This is a genomic window from Bartonella sp. AA86SXKL (assembly GCF_042196885.1).
The window spans coordinates 1-690 of sequence record NZ_JBHIRE010000354.1 but is presented as its reverse complement, the minus strand read 5'-3'; the positions used below and the strand labels follow the sequence as shown (position 1 = coordinate 690).

1 protein-coding gene and 1 pseudogene are annotated in these 690 nt (G+C 37.7%); one reads left to right on the top strand and one right to left on the bottom strand.

The window, feature by feature from the left end; translation table 11 throughout:
* A partial coding sequence (locus tag ACFIO5_RS11965; protein ID WP_375705529.1) for a prolipoprotein diacylglyceryl transferase family protein occupies positions 1–294 on the bottom strand: 294 nt, incomplete at its 3' end.
* Positions 295–556: 262 nt separating this feature from the next.
* Here ACFIO5_RS11965 and ACFIO5_RS13630 point away from each other — a divergent pair.
* Positions 557–690 (top strand): annotated as a pseudogene (locus ACFIO5_RS13630) (accessory factor UbiK family protein); the annotation flags it as partial.

The following is a 690-nucleotide window of genomic DNA, read 5'->3' as shown; positions in this document are numbered from 1 at the left end:
ATGGCTGAAATAATAAATGGGATCCCATACAAGCACTTGTCCTAAGCGTCCACCAACAACAATACTGATGGCAGACCAGACTACAAAATCTCCTATTTTCTCTTTATCCATAGGAGGGTGATTTGCATACCATAGGGATTGTTTTTTTAATAATTTTTGCGCATACCACCAAACAAAAAGAATGCCCACAACATAGCCAAGGCCATACCAATAGAGGGCTATGGGACCTAAATGGACAATGACAGGATTGAGAAAAGATGGAAAAGCAATGGCTGGACAAGAAAAGTCGTTCATGAGCAAGCACTTTACATTTATGAGGTTATATGATGGTCAGGAATGACAGATGAGCACATGATGGTCAAGTCAGGAGAATGGTAAGTTTCCACTGGTTTATAGGGGTAAAGTTTATGTTGGTAAAAGGAATGTAAAAAGACTCAAGTGAAATCTCTATGGTAAATAAAATCTTATAGGTAAAAGGAACAAATGCAATATCTAAATGTTATGAAAATACGTTATAATACGTGTGTTAGTAATTTAAAATTTAAGGAAAGACGTTATGCGCAATGGATCAAACCGTATTCTTGATGAATTGGCAAAATTAGCAACAGATGCAGCTGATGTTGCACAAGGTATACGACGTGAAGCGGGAACAGCTTTTCGTTTGCAGGCTGAGAAGATCGCCAATAAACT